This is a genomic window from Azonexus sp. GW821-FHT04F04 (assembly GCF_059420025.1).
Genome location: NZ_JBWKSX010000004.1, coordinates 187,377 through 207,354 on the forward strand (window position 1 = coordinate 187,377; position 19,978 = coordinate 207,354).

Annotated in this window: 16 protein-coding genes and 1 tRNA gene; 7 read left to right on the forward strand and 10 right to left on the reverse strand. The window is 62.4% G+C overall.

Annotated features, from left to right (window positions below; genetic code table 11):
• Positions 1-16: 16 nt before the first annotated feature.
• The 9 genes from AC07TV_RS10245 to AC07TV_RS10285 all read right to left on the reverse strand — a co-directional run bounded on the left by AC07TV_RS10245 (position 17) and on the right by AC07TV_RS10285 (position 8,895).
• The gene (locus AC07TV_RS10245) at positions 17-1,414 is read right to left on the reverse strand and encodes a GntP family permease (protein ID WP_494648288.1); all 1,398 of its coding nucleotides are present in this window, start codon (positions 1,412-1,414) and stop codon (positions 17-19) included.
• 159 nt (positions 1,415-1,573) lie between these two features.
• Positions 1,574-2,974: a sigma-54 interaction domain-containing protein gene (locus tag AC07TV_RS10250; protein ID WP_494648289.1), complete on the reverse strand. Its 1,401-nt coding sequence runs from the start codon at positions 2,972-2,974 to the stop codon at positions 1,574-1,576.
• 2 nt (positions 2,975-2,976) lie between these two features.
• Positions 2,977-3,561: a CBS domain-containing protein gene (locus AC07TV_RS10255; protein WP_494648290.1), complete on the reverse strand. Its 585-nt coding sequence runs from the start codon at positions 3,559-3,561 to the stop codon at positions 2,977-2,979.
• 173 nt (positions 3,562-3,734) lie between these two features.
• Positions 3,735-3,810: transfer RNA gene (locus AC07TV_RS10260), tRNA-Ala, on the reverse strand.
• A 109-nt stretch (positions 3,811-3,919) separates the two neighbouring features.
• The gene (locus tag AC07TV_RS10265; RefSeq protein ID WP_494648291.1) at positions 3,920-4,906 is read right to left on the reverse strand and encodes an L-threonylcarbamoyladenylate synthase; all 987 of its coding nucleotides are present in this window, start codon (positions 4,904-4,906) and stop codon (positions 3,920-3,922) included.
• Positions 4,907-4,931: 25 nt separating this feature from the next.
• On the reverse strand, positions 4,932-5,429 hold the full coding sequence (purE, locus tag AC07TV_RS10270) for a 5-(carboxyamino)imidazole ribonucleotide mutase (protein WP_494648292.1): 498 nt from the start codon (positions 5,427-5,429) through the stop codon (positions 4,932-4,934).
• A 35-nt stretch (positions 5,430-5,464) separates the two neighbouring features.
• Positions 5,465-6,325 (reverse strand): bifunctional methylenetetrahydrofolate dehydrogenase/methenyltetrahydrofolate cyclohydrolase FolD, encoded by an 861-nt coding sequence (folD, locus tag AC07TV_RS10275; protein WP_494648293.1) that lies wholly within the window; start codon positions 6,323-6,325, stop codon positions 5,465-5,467.
• A gap of 72 nt (positions 6,326-6,397) precedes the next feature.
• Positions 6,398-7,021: an indolepyruvate oxidoreductase subunit beta gene (locus tag AC07TV_RS10280; RefSeq protein WP_494648294.1), complete on the reverse strand. Its 624-nt coding sequence runs from the start codon at positions 7,019-7,021 to the stop codon at positions 6,398-6,400.
• Positions 7,018-8,895: a thiamine pyrophosphate-dependent enzyme gene (locus tag AC07TV_RS10285; RefSeq protein WP_494648295.1), complete on the reverse strand. Its 1,878-nt coding sequence runs from the start codon at positions 8,893-8,895 to the stop codon at positions 7,018-7,020. The genes AC07TV_RS10280 and AC07TV_RS10285 overlap by 4 nt, the downstream gene beginning before the upstream one ends.
• Positions 8,896-9,083: 188 nt before the next feature.
• Here AC07TV_RS10285 and AC07TV_RS10290 point away from each other — a divergent pair, with 188 nt between their 5' ends.
• From AC07TV_RS10290 to AC07TV_RS10320, 7 genes are all read left to right on the forward strand, one after another.
• The gene (locus tag AC07TV_RS10290) at positions 9,084-9,686 is read left to right on the forward strand and encodes a cytochrome c oxidase subunit 3 family protein (protein WP_494648464.1); all 603 of its coding nucleotides are present in this window, start codon (positions 9,084-9,086) and stop codon (positions 9,684-9,686) included.
• Positions 9,683-9,985 (forward strand): hypothetical protein, encoded by a 303-nt coding sequence (locus AC07TV_RS10295; RefSeq protein ID WP_494648296.1) that lies wholly within the window; start codon positions 9,683-9,685, stop codon positions 9,983-9,985. The genes AC07TV_RS10290 and AC07TV_RS10295 overlap by 4 nt, the downstream gene beginning before the upstream one ends.
• Positions 9,986-10,173: 188 nt before the next feature.
• Positions 10,174-12,849: a pyruvate dehydrogenase (acetyl-transferring), homodimeric type gene (aceE, locus tag AC07TV_RS10300; protein WP_494648297.1), complete on the forward strand. Its 2,676-nt coding sequence runs from the start codon at positions 10,174-10,176 to the stop codon at positions 12,847-12,849.
• A gap of 15 nt (positions 12,850-12,864) precedes the next feature.
• The gene (aceF, locus tag AC07TV_RS10305) at positions 12,865-14,496 is read left to right on the forward strand and encodes a dihydrolipoyllysine-residue acetyltransferase (RefSeq protein ID WP_494648298.1); all 1,632 of its coding nucleotides are present in this window, start codon (positions 12,865-12,867) and stop codon (positions 14,494-14,496) included.
• Positions 14,497-14,514: 18 nt separating this feature from the next.
• Positions 14,515-16,296: a dihydrolipoyl dehydrogenase gene (lpdA, locus tag AC07TV_RS10310; RefSeq protein WP_494648299.1), complete on the forward strand. Its 1,782-nt coding sequence runs from the start codon at positions 14,515-14,517 to the stop codon at positions 16,294-16,296.
• Positions 16,297-16,638: 342 nt separating this feature from the next.
• On the forward strand, positions 16,639-18,528 hold the full coding sequence (locus AC07TV_RS10315; RefSeq protein WP_494648300.1) for a putative bifunctional diguanylate cyclase/phosphodiesterase: 1,890 nt from the start codon (positions 16,639-16,641) through the stop codon (positions 18,526-18,528).
• Between the two features lie 128 nt (positions 18,529-18,656).
• Positions 18,657-19,142 carry a thioesterase family protein gene (locus AC07TV_RS10320; protein ID WP_494648301.1) on the forward strand — a complete coding sequence of 162 codons (486 nt, stop codon included), beginning with the start codon at positions 18,657-18,659 and terminating at the stop codon, positions 19,140-19,142.
• A 146-nt stretch (positions 19,143-19,288) separates the two neighbouring features.
• Here AC07TV_RS10320 and AC07TV_RS10325 read toward each other — a convergent pair whose 3' ends face one another.
• Positions 19,289-19,945, reverse strand: a complete 657-nt coding sequence (locus AC07TV_RS10325; RefSeq protein ID WP_494648302.1) for a PEP-CTERM sorting domain-containing protein — start codon at positions 19,943-19,945, stop codon at positions 19,289-19,291.
• Between the last annotated feature and the right edge of the window lie 33 nt (positions 19,946-19,978).

Here is a 19,978-nt window from a genome sequence, read left to right on the forward strand (position 1 = left end):
TATTTTTGTTGGATTATCAAACAATACCGGTAGCGTAGAACACCCCGATCACCACAAAGACGGCCATGGTCTTGATGCAGGTGATAGCGAAAATGTCCTTGTACGACTGGCGATGGGTCAGGCCGGTGACGGCGAGCAGCGTGATGACGGCGCCGTTGTGCGGCAGTGTATCCATGCCGCCGGAAGCCATCGAAGCGACGCGGTGGAAGACTTCAAGCGGGATGCCGGCCGCGTTGGCGTTGGCGATGAAGGTCTCGGCCATGGCGGCCAGCGCGATACCCATGCCGCCGGAAGCGGAACCGGTGATGCCGGCCAGCGAGGTAACCGTGATCGCTTCGTTGATGAGCGGGTTGGGAATCGAACTCAGGGCATTGGCGACAACCAGGAAGCCCGGCAGCGCCGCGATCACGGCACCGAAACCGTACTCGGAGGCGGTGTTCATGGTGGCCAGCAGGGCGCCACCGATGGCGTTCTTGCTGCCTTCGCCGAATTTGCTGATAACCATCCGCCAGCCAAAGATGAAGACCGTCGCTATACCGATCAACAGCGCCCCTTCGACGGCCCAGATGGCGGCAACGGCCTTGGTTTGCTGGACGACCGGGGCGGCCTTGCCGATAACAGCCGGGATGAAGGAGACCTTCTCGCCGTAAAGCACCGGAATGGCCGTGGTGAACACCTTGTTCATGACGCCGACCATGATCAGCGGCAGGATGGCGATGGCCGGATGGACCAGTTTTTCGCCGGAAACCGCTTCCGGCTCATTGATGTGCCCTTCGCCATAGCCTTCGCCGGCCTTGGCGGCACGACGACGGGCGCTTTCCAGATAGAGCATGCCGACAATGAAGATGAACACGCCACCGATAATCCCCAGCCAGGGTGCGGCATAGATGTCCGTCTTGAAGAAGGTGGTCGGGATGATGTTCTGGATCTGCGGCGTACCGGGCAGGGAATCCATCGTGAAGGTGAAGGCGCCGAGCGCGATGGTGCCGGGAATCAGGCGCTTCGGAATGCCGCCCTGACGGAACATCTCGGCGGCAAACGGATAGACGGCGAAGACGACGACGAACAGCGAAACGCCACCGTAGGTCAGGACTCCGCAGACGATGACGATGGACAGCATGGCCCGCTCGCTGCCGATCATCTTGATCACCGAGGCGACGATCGACTTCGAGAAGCCGGACAGCTCAATGACCTTGCCGAAGACGGCACCGAGCAAAAAGACCGGGAAGAAGTTTTTGACGAAACCGACCATCTTGTCCATGAAGAGGCCGGTGAACATCGGTGCAACCATGTTGGGGTCAATGAAAAGCACGGCGCCCATGGCGGCAATCGGTGCAAACAGGATGACGCTGTAGCCGCGATAGGCCACGAACATCAGGAACGCCAGGGCGCCCAGAACGATCAGAAAGTCCACTTTGTCTCCTTGAATATTATTGCGGAGCCTTCTCTATCGCACGCGGCGTGCCAGAACATTCAACTCATTGACTATTATGGAATTCGACGTTTTTTCCGGTTGACCGTGGCAGCGCGAACGTCTGCTCCGGCTGACACGCTGTCCAGCCAGGCAGACACTTCAGGCCGCCTCGGCATCAACGCCCAGGCCGGCAATCTTTTCGTACAGCGCCGCCCGCGAAATACCGAGCAGCCGGGCGGCCTGAACCTTGTTCCCGGCACAGCTGCGCAAGGCGGCGAGGATCGCCTGGCGTTCGGCCTCGGCGACCACCTCGGCAATGCCGAGAACCCTGGCCACCGGCGGCACGAGCGATGCCTTGACCTGCGGCATGACCCGATCAAGATCGGCGCTTTCGAGCATGTCTCCATCGCTCATCAACAAGGCCCGTTCGAGCACATTGGCCAGTTCGCGCACATTGCCCGGCCAGTCGTGCTGGAGCAGACGATTGAGGCCCGACGTACTGATGCCGTGCAGGGGAATACCTTGCAGGCGACAAATCTGTTCAATCAGGTAATCGGCCAACAAGCCCATGTCTTCGGGACGCTCGCGCAAAGGCGGCGTTTTCAGGGTAATGACGTTGAGCCGATAATAAAGATCGGCCCGGAACTGGCCATCGGCGACCATTTGCTCGAGATCGCGACTGGTCGCCGCGATGATCCGCACATCAACGGTCAGCAGCTTGTTCGAACCAACCGGCTCGAACTCCCGCTCCTGCAGGGCGCGTAGCAGTTTGGCCTGGAGCGCCAGCGACATGTCGCCGATTTCGTCGAGGAACAAGGTGCCGCCATCGGCCAGCTTGAACTTGCCGTCGCGGCCGCGCTTGTCGGCGCCGGTATAGGCCCCGGCAGCGACACCGAAAAACTCCGCTTCGAGCAGCGTTTCCGGCACGGCGGCAATGTTGACCGCAACAAACGGCCCGTTAACCCGCGGGCTGGCCGCATGAATGGCCTGGGCCAGCAGCTCCTTGCCCGTTCCCGTTTCGCCGAGAATGAGCACCGACGACGACGTTCGCGCTGCCCGTCGCGCCGCCTGCTTCAACTCGCTGCAACCGGTGCCAGCGCCGACAAAGCTCGAAAAAGTATATTTGGTCCGCCGGGCATCAGCCAGCTTGCGTTCGGCTTCGGCCAAATCCGCCCGTAGCCGCTGGTAACGCGACACCACCGGCGTCAGATGGCGCGGATCGTCGTACAGGATGAAGCCGACCGCCCCGACCACCACCCCGCCCTCATCGCGCAGCGGCAGGCGGGTGACAACGAAGGCCTCTTCGCCGAAATCCATGATGTCGAGCATGATTGGCCGGCCGGTGCTGATCACCTGACGCATCAGGCTGTTCGGGATCACTTCCTCGATCGGCCGGCCAACCGTTGACGCCGGATTGCGGATGCCCAGACGGGCCGGATACTGATCATTCATCCAGACGACGTTGGCCTCGGCATCGACCACCACCGCCCCCTCGCACAAATCGGCAAAATGCGAGAGCAGTGATTTCGATGCCAGCTGGCGCAGGTCGTCCGGAGTCACGCCTAGTTGGCCAGGGCGGCTTCGATTTCGGCGAAAGTGCTGGCCAGCTCGAAGCCAAGCACCGGCACGCCGAGCTGGCGACCGATGTTGGTGGCCGAAAACACGCCACGGACGCGCGGCAAGCCGGTCGCCGCATCCACATCCTCGACCAGGATGTGCTGGCGACCGAGACGTTTCAGGGCATCGAGAATATCCACGACGCGCACGTTCAGCACTTCCTTCAAGTAGAGCGTATCGACATGGCTGATCGGCGTCATGAGCTCGGCGACCTTGAGCTCGTCACGCTTGCAACCGCGCGCCGAGGCCACCTGCATCGGCTTCTCGCTGAGAATGTCGCGGGCGGTGATCAGACCTTCCAGGCGGTCGCCAGCCCCCGTCACCATGAGCAGACGAACGCCGCGCGCAATCATCTGCGCATTGGCCTCGACCACCGAGGCATCAGGCGCGATGACCACCACGCTGACCCGCAAAAAGTCAGTCATCGCCTCGATCGCCGGCGAGTCGGCGCCGATCACGTTGTATCCGGAAGCGCTCAAAGTAATGTTTTTGGAAATCTTGTGCGTTTGCACTTTGGGTACCAAAGTCATGTCTCGATCCTCCATCCGTTATTGTTTTGCGACCAAACCTCTGTTGAGTCAGGCCAGCCTGACACGGACAAAGTATTCGGCGATTCGCGCAGCAATACAAGCACCCCGAGGGAAAACCCTAACCCGGGAAGAAATGAAAAAGGCCTGACAAATCAGGCCTTTTCAGGAATCGATGGTGGAGAGGATGAGGATCGAACTCACGACCTCCTGATTGCGAACCAGGCGCTCTCCCAGCTGAGCTACCCCCCCAACGAGGACTGATTCTAGCGCACTCCAATTTGCAGATCAAAGCAGCTTTTCGGCGCGCAGACATTTTCGATTTTGGCCGTTTTTTCCGGTTGACCGTGGAAGTCCGCGTTTACGCTTGTCCTGCACCGGCTACGGCGCGACGCAAGCGGTCGGCGACTGCGGCCCAGGCCGGTTCGTCGGGCAGGGCTTCGACGGCGATCAGGTCGACGCCGGCGTGGTCCATGTCGCGCAGGGCGGCGTAGAGGTCGTGGGCGTAGCCGACCGGGTCGGCTGGCAGCATGCGCCAAGCGTGGGGCATGCCGGCATGTGGCGGCTGGTTGGTGCTGATGACGCCGCAGCGGTCGCCTTTGTGGCGCTGGGCGTTGATGAAATCGAGCAGGCGCTCGGACGACACCAGACGCATCGGCGTTTGTGGCGCGTAGTGGGCGGCCAGCGAGCCGGAGACGCGTGGCGCACCGACGGCGGTTTCGATGTTCGGGCGGCGGCCGAGAACGGCTTCGAGATGGGCCGGGGCGATGTGGCCGGGACGGAGGACGACAGGTTCGCCGCGCGAGCAATCAACGATGGTCGATTCGATGCCGACCTTGCACGGCCCGCCATCGAGAATGAGCGGCACGCGGTCGCCGAGCTCTTCGCGGACATGTTCGGCCGTGGTCGGGCTGATGCGGCCAAAGCGATTGGCCGACGGGGCGGCGATGCCGGCATGTTCACCGGCGACAGCGGCAAAAGCGCGTAGCAGGTCGAGAGCGACCGGATGGCCGGGGACGCGCAGGCCAACGGTGTCCTGGCCGCCGGTCACGGCGTCCGGCACCCAGGCCTGTTTTTTGAGGATCAGGGTCAACGGGCCGGGCCAGAAGGCTTCCATGAGTTCCCAGGCGACAGCGGGAACCTGCTCGGCCCAATGATCGACGGCGTCGTGGCCGGCGATGTGAACGATCAGCGGATGATCGGCCGGGCGACCCTTGGCGGCAAAAATCTTGGCGACGGCGGCCGGGTTGGCGGCGTCCGCCCCCAGGCCGTAAACCGTTTCTGTCGGGAAGGCGACCAGCTCGCCGGCGCGCAGTAGTTCAACGGCGCGCGCGTAGTCCTGAGTCATTGGCGAAAGCTGGTCGGAATGGCGATCAAGGCTGGTCGGGCAGCGTCTTGGACAGCACTTTTTCGGTCTGGCTCTGGCGGAAGCCGGCCAGCCGCTGGGCGATGGCTTCGTCGCTCAAGGCCAGCATGGCGACAGCAAACAACGCGGCATTGGTGGCACCGGCTTCGCCGACAGCAAAGGTGGCGACCGGAATGCCGCCGGGCATCTGGACCATGGAGAGCAGCGAATCGAGACCCATCAGGTGCTTGGACGGCATCGGTACGCCGAGCACCGGCAGTTGGGTCTTGGCGGCGAGCACGCCGGCCAGGTGGGCTGCACCGCCGGCCGCGCCGATCAGCACCTTGATGCCGCGCTCGGCGGCGGTCGAGGCGTAGTCAAGCGCCTGATCCGGCGTGCGGTGGGCCGACAGCACCTTGGCTTCGTAGGGAATATCGAGGTTCTTCAGGGCAACGGCGGCGGCGCGCATGATCGGCCAGTCGCTGTCCGAACCCATGACGATACCGACGAGGGGCTTTGTGCTCATGTTGTTAGTCCTTCTAGTAGGGATGGAAAGAGGCCTTAGTCAGCCAGCGCTGCTTTTCGTTCCGCAGCTTCGATCGTATTTGCCAGCAGCATGGTGATGGTCATCGGCCCGACGCCGCCCGGCACCGGGGTGATCTGGCCGGCGACTTCGAGACAGCTGGCAAAATCGACGTCCCCACACAGCTTGCCGTCCGGCAGGCGGTTGATGCCGACGTCGATGACGACAGCGCCCGGCTTGACCATGTCGCCGGTGACGAACTTCGGCTTGCCGACGGCGGCGACCAGAATGTCGGCGCGGCTGGTGTGGAACTTCAGATCCTTGGTGCGCGAATTGCAGACGGTAACCGTCGCCCCGGCATTGATCAGCAGCAGGGCCATCGGCTTGCCGACGATATTGGAACGACCGATGACGACCGCTTCCTTGCCGGTCAGATCGACGTTGCCCTTCTCGAACATCTTCATGACGCCGTAGGGCGTGCAGGGAATGAAGCGCGGGTTGCCCTGGGCCAGGGCACCGACGTTTTCGGCGTGGAAGCCATCAACATCCTTGTCAGCAGCGATGGCTTCGAGGACGGCCTCTTCGTCGAAATGCTTGGGCAGGGGCAGTTGCACGAGGATGCCGTGGATGTTCGGATCGGCGTTCAGTTCGGCGATCTTGTCGAGCACCGTGGCCTGATCGACCGTGACATCGTAAGTGATCTTTTCGGAGTGCATGCCGATGGCCAGACAGCCATTGACCTTGTTGCGAACATAAACCTCGGAAGCCGGGTCGGCGCCGACCAGAATGACCACGAGGCCAGGCTTGTGGCCCTTGGCGGTGAGCGCCTCGACGCGTGCCTTGAAACCCTGGCGCAGTTCTTCGGCCAGCGCCTTGCCGTCAATAATTTGAGCTGTCATCGTCGCATCCAACTGAAAAGAAAAAGGGGAAGGCGAAAGCCTTCCCTTTGAATTGGCGCGTATTTTACCAGATTACGCCGCGGCAGCTTCCGCTTCGCCGACGGCGGCGCGACCTGCCTCAAATGCGCGGCGGTTCAGTTCGACCAGTTTTTCGCCCTTGCGCTGGAAGCGCTTGAGCACGCATTCGAGCAGTACCTCGGCGCCGAACGGCAGGTGGTCAGCGATAGCGCCCAGCATCACTGTGTTGCCGAGGCGGATGTCGCCGAGATTCTGCGCGATGGTCGTCGCGTCGAAGGCGACAACCTTGTTGCCGGATTTCCGGATCTCGGCCAGCGGGTCTTCCGGGTAATCAAAGAGGCCCAACTCGACAACCGGCGGCACCAGCCTGGCCGTGTTCATGAGCGTGATGCCGCCCGGCTTGAGCATGTGCTGCCAGCGCATGGCTTCGGCCGACTCGAAACCGAGCAGCACATCAGCTGTGCCCGGCGTGATCTGCGGTGACAGGACGCGCTTGCCGAAACGCAGGTGCGACGAGACAACCCCGCCGCGCTGCGCCATGCCGGCAACTTCGGTTTTCTTGGCGTCGTGACCGAGCGCGATGGCGGCTTCGGCGAGAATTTCGGTCGCCGTCATGACGCCCTGGCCGCCGATGCCGACGACGAGGATGTTGGTGCAGGTGTTTTCAACAACGCTCATGCTGCGCAGCCTCCCTTGGTCACCAGCTGGATCGGCGAGGTCTGCACATGATGGACAATGGCCTTCGGCGCACAGGGCTGGACGCACAGGCCGCAACCGGTACACACCGAGGTTTCGATGCGCACGAAAGCCAGATCGACTTCGCGACCGCTGGGTTTGACCTCCTTGCCACGGCGCGTGACGTGAATGGCCGGGCAACCGACGTCGATACAATTGCCGCAACCGGTGCACTTGTCGTCGATGACCTCGAAGGGTTTGAGCTTGTGGTAATCCTTGACCAGAACGCAGGGCTGGTCGGTGATGATGACCGACACATCGGAGACCTTGACCTCGTCGCGGATGGTCTTGAAGAGCACCGGCAATTCATACGGATTGACGACGTGGATGCGCTCATCCTTGACGCCGAGCGCACTGACCAGCTTGGCGAAATCGACGCGCGGTGCTTCTTCGCCGTGGATGCCGTAGCCGTTACCCGGATTGTTCTGGCCGCCGGTCATACCAACGGCGCGGTTGTCGAGCAACAAAACCGTGACGTTGCCCTTGTTGTAAACCATGTCGAGCAGCCCCTGCATGCCCATGTGCAGGAAGGTCGAGTCGCCGATCACGGCCACCACGCGCTTGTCTTTGTCGGCCTCGCCGCGCCCCTTGTCCATACCCAGCGCGACGCCCATCGAGGCGCCCATCGAAACACAGGTGTCGAGGGCGTTCCACGGGTGTCCTGCGCCCAGCGTGTAGCAGCCGATATCGCCCGAGATATTGAGATTGCGCACTTGCGACAGCGTGTAATAGACGCCAAGGTGCGGGCAGGCGACGCACATCGTCGGCGGCCGCGGGAAAACCTGCAGCGGGGCCAGCGCGGTCTTTTCCGGAATCGGCTCGCCAAGCAGCCTGGCGATGGCCGGCTTGAGCACGTTCGGCGACAACTCGCCCTGCAACGGCAGGATTTCCTTGCCGATGACTTTCAGGCCCTGGGCCTTGAGTTCGGTTTCGACCAGCGGCTCGACTTCTTCGACGACGACGACCTGATCGACCATGGCCGCCAGTTCGCGGCATTTCTCTAATGGGACCGGGCAGGAGAAGCCGAGCTTGAGGACCGGCGCGTTCGGGAAGGATTCCTTGACGTGCATGTAGGCCGGGCCGGAGGCGATGAAGCCGACGCGTTTGTCGGAACCGTCCTCGATGAAATTGAGTTCGGAGGTTTCAGCCAGTTCGCGCAGCTTGATGTCACGCGCGAACATGAGCGGGATGCGCTTGCCGGCATTGCCCGGCACCATCACGAAGCGGGCCGGCTCCTTCTTGAAACCGGCGCCGACGTATTCGTTCCGCTCGCCGACAGTGACCAGCGACTTGACGTGGTTGATCCGTGTCGTCATGCGCAGGATGACCGGCACCTGGAATTTTTCGGACAACTCGTAGGCGACCAGCGTCATCGCGTAGGCTTCCTGCGAATCGGCCGGTTCGAGCACCGGCACGTGGGCGAAGCGGCCCCAGTAGCGGGAATCCTGCTCGTTCTGCGACGACGACAGACCAACGTCGTCGGCAATGGCAATGACCAAGCCGCCAATCACGCCGGTCAGGGTCAGGGTCATCAGCGCGTCGGAGGCGACGTTCATGCCGACATGCTTCATGCAGCAGAACGAACGCGAGCCGGCGTAGGCAGCGCCGATGGCGACTTCCAGCGAAACCTTCTCGTTGACCGACCACTCGGCATAGAGATCGGGGTAGCTCGAGATGACTTCGAGCATTTCGGTAGACGGCGTGCCGGGATAGGCGGCGGCGACCTTGACGCCGGCCTCCCAGACCGCGCGGGCGACTGCTTCGTTACCGGACATCAAAACCCGGCTTGCTGCGGGTACAGGCATGACTGCCGCCATGTCGACTCCTCGATCGTTTGGACTAAAGCCATACATTATAAAAGGGCATTCCTGCGGCAACTTGATACAACGCAATTCGCTGGGGTATTTTTTTCGTGTCGCATCAGGGCATGGTGAAAGCCGTTGATGAACATCAAGGCCAGCCCCGCCCGCCCCCGGAACAATGGCCGCTCATCGACACCTCGACCATGACCGCCGCCACCCTCCCCGCCGAACCGCCCCCCGCTGCCGAAAGCCCATTCCGGATTCCCGGCAACAAGGGCATCTGGGCCGGCATTACCTGCGAGTTTGTCGAGTTCGGCGTACTTTTCGCGGTGTACTTCATAGCCCGCGCCCATTTCCCGCAGGCCTTCCACGACGGCGCCCAACGCCTGCCGGTGACCGCCGGGACGGTGATCACACTGCTCATGATCACCAGCAGTTATTTCATCGCCTGCTCGGTGAACGCCATCCGCCAGGACAAGCATCGCTCGGCGATCATCTGGCTGGTTGCCGGCCTCATTGTCGCGCTCTGCTACCCGCTGACCAAGGTGCTCGAAATCGACTGGAACCTGGCCCACGGCATCAACGGCGAATCGGGCATTTTCTTCACGGTCTATTACTACCTGACCTTCACCCACCTCGTACACGCCACCTGGGGCATCCTCGGCATCCTCTGGGTGCTCGCCCGGCTGAGTTTCCGCGGCTATTCGTCCGCGGACTACGCCGGACTCGAAGCACTGGCCAGCTACTGGCACGCCACCGACATCATCTGGCTGGTCATCTTTCCGCTGTTCTACGTGCTGGCGTGAACACGAATTTCAAAAATGACCATTTTTTCCGGTTGACCGTGGCATGGCTGGCCCTGGTCGCCCTGACCCTGGCCAGCCTCGGCCTCAGCGAATGGTTCCGCGAGGCACGCTGGCTGCCGCTGCTCGTCGCCGCGATCATCTGGATCAAGGGCGTGCTGGTCGCCCGCTGCTTCATCGAAGCGCAGGTCGCCCACCCTTTCATCGCCCGCGTTCTGAAAATCTTCATCGCCGTTTCGCCCCTCGCCCTGATCGCCACCGCCTTCTTCGGCGGCACGCTGGCCCGCTGGGCCACGCTCTGACCTCCCTGTTGTAAATCGACAAAAAAGCACAAGGTACGCGCTCGTACGTATTGCACGATGCGAATATTGTTTTTACAATGCGAAACGCGAATTAGGGAAAGTACCGACTCGCGGTCCGAGTCAGAAGCAGCTAAAGTAGTTTTGCTCAACAGGCAAAACAGAATGACATTCAACCCAGGAGACAAACCATGGCCGAACAACCGAACAATTTGCCTGACCCCGCTGACGTAGATCCCCAAGAAACCAAAGAATGGACTGATGCCCTCGGCGGCGTCCTCGCCAACGAAGGCGCCGACCGCGCCCATTACCTGATCGAAAAGCTGATCGGCCAGGCCCGCGAAGACGGGATCGATCTGCCCTACTCGGCCAACACCGAATACATCAACACCATCCCGGCCGACCGTCAGCCCAAGTACCCGGGCAATGCCGACCTGGAAATCAAGATTCACAGCTACATCCGCTGGAACGCGATGGCCATGGTCGTCCGCGCCAACAAGGACACCAACGTCGGCGGCCACATCGCCTCCTTCGCTTCGGCCGCCGCGCTTTACGACGTCGGCTTTTCGCATTTCTGGCGCAGCATCAATGACCCGTCCGGCGGCGACCTGATCTTCTTCCAGGGCCATTCGGTGCCCGGCGTCTATTCCCGCGCCTTCATGCTCGGTCGCCTGACTTCCGACCAGATGGACAACTTCCGTCAGGAAACCGACGGCAAGGGCATTTCGTCCTACCCGCACCCGTGGCTGATGCCGGATTTCTGGCAGTTCCCGACCGTTTCCATGGGCCTTGGCCCGATCCAGGCCATTTATCAGGCCCGTTTCATGAAGTACCTCGACTCGCGCGGACTGGCCAAGGCCGGTGATCGCAAGGTGTGGGCCTTCCTCGGCGACGGCGAGACCGACGAAGTCGAATCGCTCGGCGCCATCGGCATGGCCGGTCGCGAAAAGCTCGACAATCTGATTTTCGTCATCAACTGCAACCTGCAGCGTTTGGATGGCCCGGTGCGCGGCAACGGCAAGATCATCCAGGAACTCGAATCCGAATTCCGCGGTGCCGGCTGGAACGTCATCAAGCTGATCTGGGGCACCCAGTGGGACACCCTGTTCAACCGCGACAAGAAGGGCATCCTCAAGAAGCGCATGATGGAACTGTGTGACGGCCAGTACCAGACCTTCAAGGCCAAGGACGGCGCCTACGTGCGCGAGCATTTCTTCAATACGCCGGAACTGCGCGAACTGGTCTCCGACTGGACCGACGATCAAGTGTGGCAACTGAACCGTGGCGGCCACGACATCTTCAAGATCTTCGCCGCCTACAACGCCGCCGTCACCCACAAGGGCGCCCCGACCCTCATTCTCGCCAAGACCATCAAGGGCTTCGGCATGGGCCAGGCCGGCGAGGCGATGAACATTTCGCACCAGCAAAAGAAGATGGACAAGGAGCAGATCGGCCGCTTCCGTGACCGTTTCAATCTACCGGTTGCCGACGATCAACTGGAAGAACTGCCCTACCTGACTTTCCCGGAAGATTCCGAGGAGTACAAGTACATGCGCCAGCGTCGCATGGACCTCGGCGGTTTCTTGCCGCAGCGCCGCCGCAAGGCCGAAGCGCTGCAGATTCCCGCGCTCGACACCTTTGCCGCCCTGCTCAAGGCGTCAGGCGAAGGCCGCGAACTGTCCACGACGATGGCCATCGTCCGCATCATGAACATGATGTTGAAGGACAAGAACGTCGGCAAGAACGTCGTGCCCATCGTGCCGGACGAATCCCGCACCTTCGGCATGGAAGGGATGTTCCGCTCGGTCGGCATCTGGAATCAGGAAGGCCAGAACTACGTGCCGGAAGACCATGACCAGCTGATGTTCTACAAGGAATCGAAGACCGGCCAGGTGCTGCAGGAAGGCATCAACGAGTCGGGCGCGATGAGCGACTGGATCGCCGCCGCCACCTCGTATTCGGTGCATAACGTCCAGACCATTCCGTTCTACATCTGCTACTCGATGTTCGGCATGCAGCGCGTCCTCGATCTCTGCTGGGCGGCTGGCGACCAGCGCGCCCGCGGTTTCCTGATCGGCGGCACGGCCGGTCGCACGACGCTGAACGGCGAAGGCCTGCAGCACGAAGACGGGCACAGCCTGATCCTCTCCAACCTGATCCCGAACTGCGTTTCCTACGACCCGACCTTCCAGTACGAAGTCGCCGTCGTGACGCAGGACGGCATGCGCCGCATGTTCCAGGAGCAGGAAGACGTCTTCTATTACCTGACGGTAATGAACGAGAATTACGAGCACCCGGAAATGCCGGTCGGCGCTGAAGCCGACATCATCAAGGGCATGTACCTGTTCAAGAAGGGCGCCGAATCGGCCGGCCCGCGCGTTCAGCTGCTCGGTTCCGGCACCATCTTCCGCGAAGTCATCGCCGCCGCCGACCTGCTCAAGGCCGATTGGGGTGTCGAGGCCGACCTGTGGGGCTGTACCAGCATGAACGAACTGGCCCGCAACGGTCAGGACGTCCAGCGCTGGAACCTGCTGCACCCGCTCGAAGAGCCGAAGCTGTCGCACGTCGAAGAGAAGCTGTCTGGCGCCAAGGGCCCGGTCATCGCCTCGACCGATTACATCAAGCTGTTCTCCGAGCAGATCCGTCCTTTCGTCAAGGCGCCGTATGTCACGCTGGGCACCGATGGTTTCGGCCGTTCGGACACCCGCGAAAAGCTCCGTCACTTCTTCGAAGTCGATCGTCACTGGGTGACGCTGGCCGCCCTCAAGGCGCTGGCCGACAACGGCGAAATCGGCCGCGAGAAGGTTGCCGCCGCTCTGGTCAAGTACAACCTTGACCCGAACAAACCCAACCCGATGTCGGTTTAATCAGGGAGAGACAACATGAGCCAAATCATTGAAGTCAAAGTCCCCGATATCGGCGATTTCGAAAGCGTTCCGGTCATCGAACTGTTCGTGAAGGTCGGCGACACCATCAAGGTCGACGACGCGATCGTCACGCTGGAATCGGACAAGGCGACGATGGACGTCCCGTCCACCGTTGAAGGCGTGGTCAAGGAAGTGCTCGTTTCGCTCGGCTCCAAGGTCGGCGAAGGTGCGCTGCTGATCAAGGTTGAAACGGGTGGCGCTGCTGCTGCCGCCCCTGCCCCGGCTGCGCAAGCTGTTGCGCCGGCACCCGCCCCCGCAGCGGCTCCGGTGGCTGCTGCACCGGCGGCCGGCGGTGGCGTGGTTGAGGTCAAGGTGCCGGATATCGGCGACTTCGCCGAAGTCCCGGTCATCGAGCTTTACGTCAAGGTCGGCGACAGCATCAAGGTTGACGATGCCATCGCCACGCTCGAATCCGACAAGGCAACGATGGATGTTCCCTCCACCGTCGCCGGCACGGTCAAGGAAGTGCTCGTTCAGATCGGTTCCAAGGTCGGCGAAGGCACGGTTCTGATCAAGGTTGAAACGGGTGCGTCGGCCCCGGCTGCTGCGCCGCAAGCCGCTGCTCCGGCACCTGTCGCTGCTGCAGCCCCGGTTGCTGCTCCCACCCCGGCACCGGCCGCTGCCGCACCGACTGCGCTGGCCCCGGCCCTGGCAGTCGGTTCCAAGGTTCACGCCTCGCCGTCGGTCCGCGCCTATGCCCGCGAACTCGGTGTCGATCTGAACAAGGTGCCGGCCACCGGCCCGAAGAACCGCATCGTCAAGGAAGACCTGACCAAGTACGTCAAGGGCGTGATGTCCGGCGCCGTTGCCGGCCCGGCTGCTGCCGCTGGCGGCGCCAGCCTTGGCGGCGGGCTCGATCTGCTGCCCTGGCCGAAGGTTGATTTCGCCAAGTTCGGCGAGATCGAGGTCAAACCACTGTCGCGCATCAAGAAGATTTCCGGCCAGAACCTGTCGCGCAACTGGGTGATGATCCCGGCCGTGACCTATCACGAAGATGCCGACATCACCGATATCGAAGCCTTCCGCGTGCTGCTCAACAAGGAAAACGAAAAGGGTGGTGGCGCCAAGCTGACCATGCTGGCTTTCCTGATGAAGGCTTGCGTCAAGGGCCTGCAGAAGTTCCCGGAATTCAATTCCTCGCTCGACGGCGACAATCTGGTGCTGAAGAAGTATTTCAACATCGGTTTTGCGGCCGACACCCCGAACGGCCTGGTCGTGCCGGTGGTCAAGAATGTCGACAAGAAATCGGTCTTCGAACTGGCGCAGGAATCCGGCGAACTGGCCAAGCAGGCGCGTGACGGCAAGCTCAAGCCGGCCGACATGTCCGGCGCCTGCTTCACGATTTCCAGCTTGGGCGGCATCGGTGGCACCTACTTCGCACCGATCGTCAATGCGCCGGAAGTCGCCATTCTCGGCGTCAACAAGTCGGCCATGAAGCCGGTCTGGGACGGCAAGGCCTTCGTGCCGCGTCTGGTCCTGCCGCTATCGCTGACTGCTGATCACCGCGTCATCGACGGGGCGCTGGCAACCCGCTTCAACGTCTACATCGCTCAGCTGCTGGCCGACTTCCGTCGCGTCGCGCTGTAACCCGGGAAGGAGATCATCATGAGTCTCGTAGAAGTCAAAGTCCCGGATATCGGCGATTTCGCCGAAGTGCCGATCATCGACCTGTTCGTCAAGGTTGGCGACAGCATCAAGGTGGACGACGCGATCTGCACGCTGGAATCCGACAAGGCGACGATGGATGTGCCGTCGCCGGTCGCTGGCGTGGTCAAGGAAGTGCTCGTTCAGCTTGGCGCCAAGGTCGGGGAAGGCGCGTTGTTGATCAAGGTTGAAAGCGGTGCGGCTTCCACGGTCAACCCGGAAAATGCGCCAAAAACGGAAACCCCGGCTGCGGCGCCAGCCGCCGCCCCGGTGGCCGCTCCGGTCGCCGGTAGCCATGCCGGCGGTGCCGACATCGAGTGCGAGATGCTCGTCCTCGGCGCCGGCCCCGGCGGTTACTCCGCCGCCTTCCGTTCAGCCGACCTCGGCATGAAGACGGTCATCGTCGAACGCTACGCCACCCTCGGCGGCGTCTGCCTCAACGTCGGCTGCATTCCGTCCAAGGCCCTGCTGCACGTCGCCGCGGTCATGGAAGAAGCCCAGCATGCGGCCGATCTCGGCGTCACCTTTGCCGCCCCGACGGTCGACATCGACAAGCTGCGTGCCCACAAGGACAAGGTCGTCGGCAAGCTGACCGGCGGTCTGGCCGGCATGGCCAAGGGCCGCAAGGTCGACATCGTGCGCGGTTTCGGCACTTTCCTCGACCCGCATCACATTGAGGTCGAAGTCACCGACGGCAGCGGTCAGGACAAGACCGGCAGCAAGAAGATCGTCAAGTTCCAGAAGTGCATCATCGCCGCCGGTTCGGCGGCCGTGCATCTGCCCTTCATCCCGAAGGACCCGCGCATTGTCGACTCGACCGGCGCGCTCGAACTGCGCTTCGTGCCGCAGAAGATGCTGGTCATCGGCGGCGGCATCATCGGTCTCGAAATGGCTACCGTCTATTCGACTCTCGGCGCCAAGGTTGATGTCGTTGAAATGCTCGACGCGCTGATGCAGGGCCCCGACCGCGATGCGGTGAAGGTCTGGGAAAAGCAGAACACGCATCGCTTCGACAAGATCATGCTGAAGACCAAAACGGTGGCCGTCGATGCCCGTGAAGATGGCCTCTACGTGACCTTCGAAGGCGAAGGCGTCTCGCCGGAGCCGGTCAAGTACGACATGATCCTGCAAGCCGCCGGCCGCTCGCCGAACGGCAAGAAGATCGGTGCCGACAAGGCTGGCGTGGCGGTCACCGACCGTGGCTTCATCAACGTCGATGCCCAGATGCGCACCAATGTGCCGCACATCTTTGCCATCGGCGACGTCGTCGGCAACCCGATGCTGGCCCACAAGGCCGTCCATGAAGCGCACGTTGCAGCCGAAGTCGCGGCCGGCCACAAGGCCGCCTTCGACGCCACAGTGATTCCCGGCGTTGCCTACACCCACCCGGAAGTGGCGTGGGTCGGCTACACCGAGGACCAGGCGAAGAAGGAAGGCCGCAAGGTCGAAGCCGCCAAGTTCCCGTGGGCGGCATCCGGGCGGGCCATCGCCAACGGTGCCGAGTACGGCTTTACCAAGCTGATCTTCGATGCCGAAACGCATCGCGTCATCGGCGGTGCGATTGTCGGCCCGAACGCTGGCGACATGATCGGTGAAGTCTGTCTGGCCATCGAAATGGGCTGCGACGCGGTCGATATCGGCAAAACCATCCACCCGCACCCGACACTCGGTGAAACGGTGGGCATGGCGGCCGAAGTGGCGCACGGTACCTGTACCGATGTGCCGGCACCGCGCAAGAAATAGCAAGACAACCCGATTGCGGTTTTGAACCGCAACGCCCCAACGAATCGGCCGAACCCCACATCAGTGGCGTTCGGCCGATTTGCTACGGTCGACGACCCGGAATGGCAAAAAACGGCCACCAGAACCCCGTCCGCCCGGCCCGGAATTTCAAACTGGCGCCCCGCTCCGCCATCCGCAGGCCAGACACGCCTCCCCATGCCGTGAACATAGCCCGATGACGCAGGGGTTTCCCGGGGTTTTCCCGAGCTTGACCGCAGCCGGAACACGAAGTGATACTGCAGAAAAATCTTCCGGCGCGAGTTGCCAAACGCCCTGCCAGGAAAACAGAAACGCCCCGGAGACATGTCCATCCATACCCTGCAGCAACTCATCCCCGGCCCGGGCAATCGCGGCATCCTGGCGCGCCTGGCCCTGCTCGCCCTGCTTGGCGTACTCCTTCCGCTGCTCTGGTGGTGGGAGTCGTCGTTCGTCATGCGCGGCGGTTTCGCCCTGCTCATCCTCTTCGGCGGCTACGTCATCCAGGCTCAGTTGCGCCAACTGTGGGCCACGCAGCGCGCCTACAGTCTGGCCATGGCGGCGGCGCACGACGGCTTCTGGGCGTGGGATCCGGTCAGCAAGCGCCTCGATGTCGGCAAGCGATTGCTCGAAATCCTCGGTTACCACGACAATTTCCTGCCCGACACGCATGCCTGGCTGGAACTGGTCCATCCGGAGGACCGCAGCCATTACAACCGGACCGTCGCCGAGCACCTCAAGGGGCTGACGCCATACTTTTACTGCGAGTACCGGGTCCGCGCCAGCAGCGGCCAGTACCGCTGGATCGCCTCGCGCGGCATTGCGGTGCGCGACCGTCACGGCGTCGCCTACCAGATGGCCGGCTCGGTCACCGACATCACCGAACGCAAGCAGCACGACGAGCAACTCGCCTTCATGGCTCAGCATGACCCGCTGACCGGCCTCCCCAACCGCTTGCTGCTTGCCGAAAAACTGAGCGAGGCGCTGCACCAGGCGACGACTCGGCAAGAACGTGTCGCCCTGCTGTTCATCGACCTCGACCGCTTCAAGGACATCAACGACTCGCTCGGCCACCGGCTGGGCGACAGCCTGCTCCAGGATGTCGCCGGGCGTCTGCGCGGTGGCCTCGGCCCGCTCGACACCCTGGTCCGCCAGGGCGGCGATGAGTTCATCGTGTTGCTCACCGGCATCGCCAGTGGCGCGACCGCCGAAACCCGTGCCCGCGACTTCCTCGAACGCCTCAATCAACCCTTCATCACCGATGGCAACCAGTTGCACGTCGGCGCCAGCATCGGGCTCAGCCTGTACCCGGACGATGCCGCCGATGCCGAGCAACTGTTGCGCGATGCCGATACAGCGATGTACGTGGCCAAGCGTCGTGGTGGCGGCCAGGTGGCCCGCCACACGCCGGAAATGAAGGAGCGCGTGCTGCAACGCGCCTCGATCGAGTTACGCCTGCACCGCGCCATCGAGCAACAAGCCTTCTCGCTGCACTACCAGCCCAAGTTCGACACCGCCAGCGGCCGCCTGCTCGGTGCAGAGGCCCTGCTGCGCTGGCAGGACGGCGACCAGTGGATTCCGCCCGACCGCTTCATCTCGGTGGCTGAAGAAACCGGCCTGATCATCCCCATCGGCCACTGGGTACTGACTGAGGCAATCGCTTGTCTGGCCCGCTGGAACCACCTGTCGCCGACGCCGCTGCACATAGCCATCAACCTGTCGGCCCGCCAGTTCTGGCCCGGCGATCTGACCGAGACGGTGGCCGCGCTGTGCGCCGAACACGGCGTCGCCTGCGGACAAATCGAGCTGGAAATCACCGAGTCGATGCTGCTGCAGGCCGAGGGCAACCACGTCGACATGCTCCACGCCATGCGCGCCCGCGGCTTTCGCCTGGCGCTGGACGATTTCGGTACCGGCTATTCCTCGCTGTCCTACCTGCACCGCCTGCCCTTCAGCAGCCTGAAGATCGACCGCAGCTTCGTCACAGCACTGATCGACGATGCCGGCGGCAGCGCACTGGTCCCGGCGATCATCACCATGGCCCACAACCTCGGCCTCGAAGTCGTTGCCGAAGGTGTCGAAACAGCAGCGCAACTGGGACTTTTGCGCGACCTGCACTGCGATATCCACCAAGGCTACCTGAGCGGCCGGCCGATGCCGGAAGCTGAATTCCGCCAGCGCTTCCTCGATGCGCCAACGCCCCCCGCCAGCCAGTAGTGTTGGCCGAAGTGGCGCCCGGTAACGCATCGATGTGCCGGCACCGCGTAAAAAACAAGCTGCGTTAAAATTGCGTTCGACTTGGCCGACGGCAACCCCGTCGCCCTTTTTAATGTCTATCGGACCCAATGACCTCGACTCCGCCCCGCCGCTCTCCCGAAGAGCAAAAGCACCTCGAAATCACGCTGCGTTATGTTTTCGAGCACCGCCTCTGTTTCAACGAGCTCCTCGGTTTCCGCGTCGAATCGCTCGACCCGGCTGCACCGCAAATCAGCTTTGCCATGCGTCAGGACCTGATCGGCCATTATCAGCACGGCCGCCTGCATGGCGGGGTGATCGCCACCGTTCTTGACACCGTCGGCGGTCTGGCCGTGACAGTGGCCGTCGCCGAAAAATTCAACAGCGAAAGCACCGACCAGGTCAGCCATCGCTTTGGCCGCATCGGCACCATCGACCTGCGCACCGACTACCTGCACCAGGGCGTCGGCAAGAAATTCACGGCGACCGGGCGGGTGACCCGCCTCGGCGGCCGCATCGCCTCGGTGCAGATGACGCTGGAGAACGAAACCGGCCTGCTCATCGCCACCGGCGGCGCCTCATACGTCATCAGCTAGGGCTGAACCGGCCACAGCACCTGCCACGGTCAACCGGGAAAAAGGGCCAAAATTGAGATGCCGTTCGCAGTAACGACAAAGGCCGGAATCTTCCGGCCTTTGTCGTTACTGCAGGACCAGCCCTGCCGCCTGAGACGCCTTTGTCGTCAGGCGCGGATGCTGCGACGACGGGCGACCACGCCCATCAAGCCGAGACCGGCGAGCAGCATGGCGTAGCTTTCCGGCTCGGGAACAGCGGCCGTGAAGGTCAGGTTGTCGAGCACGACGCCATCGCCGGAAATGCTGACGCGGGCGATGTTGGCCACGTCGCTGACATAACCGAAGCTCTGGAACTGGTTGTAGGTCGCACTGCCAAACGGCGAGAAGATGAACTTGGCGGTTTTCAGCAGGCTGTCGTTGGCATCGTAATAACGCGCCGTCAGCATGGCGGAGCCATCGGTATCACCCAACTCCTCGTAGATGCTGTAGTCGAAGGCAACGCCCTGGGTCGGTGCGGCGAAGCTGATGTTCATGGTCATCTGACCGATGGTGTCAAACGAGACGAAGTGATTGCCGGCACCCCATACGCCGTTTTCGCCAAGATCGGCAATGTACTGGCCGACGGTATAGCTGTCGGTGGCGGTGAGCGAACCGCCGGCAAAGTTGTAGATGTCACCAGCCAACAGGTTGAGGCCATCTTCGCTTTCGAAGTCGATGACGGTTTGTGTGGCCGGCACGTCGGCACGGTCGACGATTACGGCGGCGTGCGAGGCGGCGGAGGAAATCGCCAGCAGCAGGCCGGCGATCAGGTTGAACTTGTTCATTGATTTTCCTTTATCGAATTAACCCCGGCTGGC